The organism is Pedobacter sp. MC2016-24 (assembly GCF_015223055.1).
GTDB lineage: Bacteria > Bacteroidota > Bacteroidia > Sphingobacteriales > Sphingobacteriaceae > Pedobacter.
In genome coordinates, this window is record NZ_JADFBX010000060.1 from 1 (window position 1) to 376 (window position 376).

The window sequence follows — 376 nt, forward strand, 5'->3', positions numbered from 1 at the left end:
TTGCCTGTATTGTCAAAAGCTAATGTTCTTTCTCCAACAATATTGTCAAACTCAACAGAAAGCGGCGCAAGGTTTTCTTCCTGAAAATCTGGTGTAGGGTCGTCTTTTTTAGAACAGGCCGCCATTACCAACATGAAGCTAAGCAACAGCATTGATTTTAATTTTTTTCCGTTTATATTCATTTCTCTTATAGATTAGGGTTATTCATTTTTTTATTGGTAATAAATTCATGATCGGTAAGCGTACCCAAAAAGGCAATCATGGCTTCCCTTTCTGCTTGTGATAAGGGAATACCCACCTGACCCTGGTTCTGATAAAGTAGCTGATCTGTAGTCGAAGAGATTTTAATCCCAGACTGATAATGATCCAATCCCAG

At 38.0% G+C, this 376-nt stretch carries 2 pseudogenes; both read right to left on the minus strand.

The features are described from left to right. Positions 1-182, minus strand: a pseudogene (locus IM797_RS28255) (hypothetical protein); the annotation flags it as partial. Between the two features lie 5 nt (positions 183-187). Continuing rightward, positions 188-376, minus strand: a pseudogene (locus IM797_RS28260) (cytochrome-c peroxidase); the annotation flags it as partial.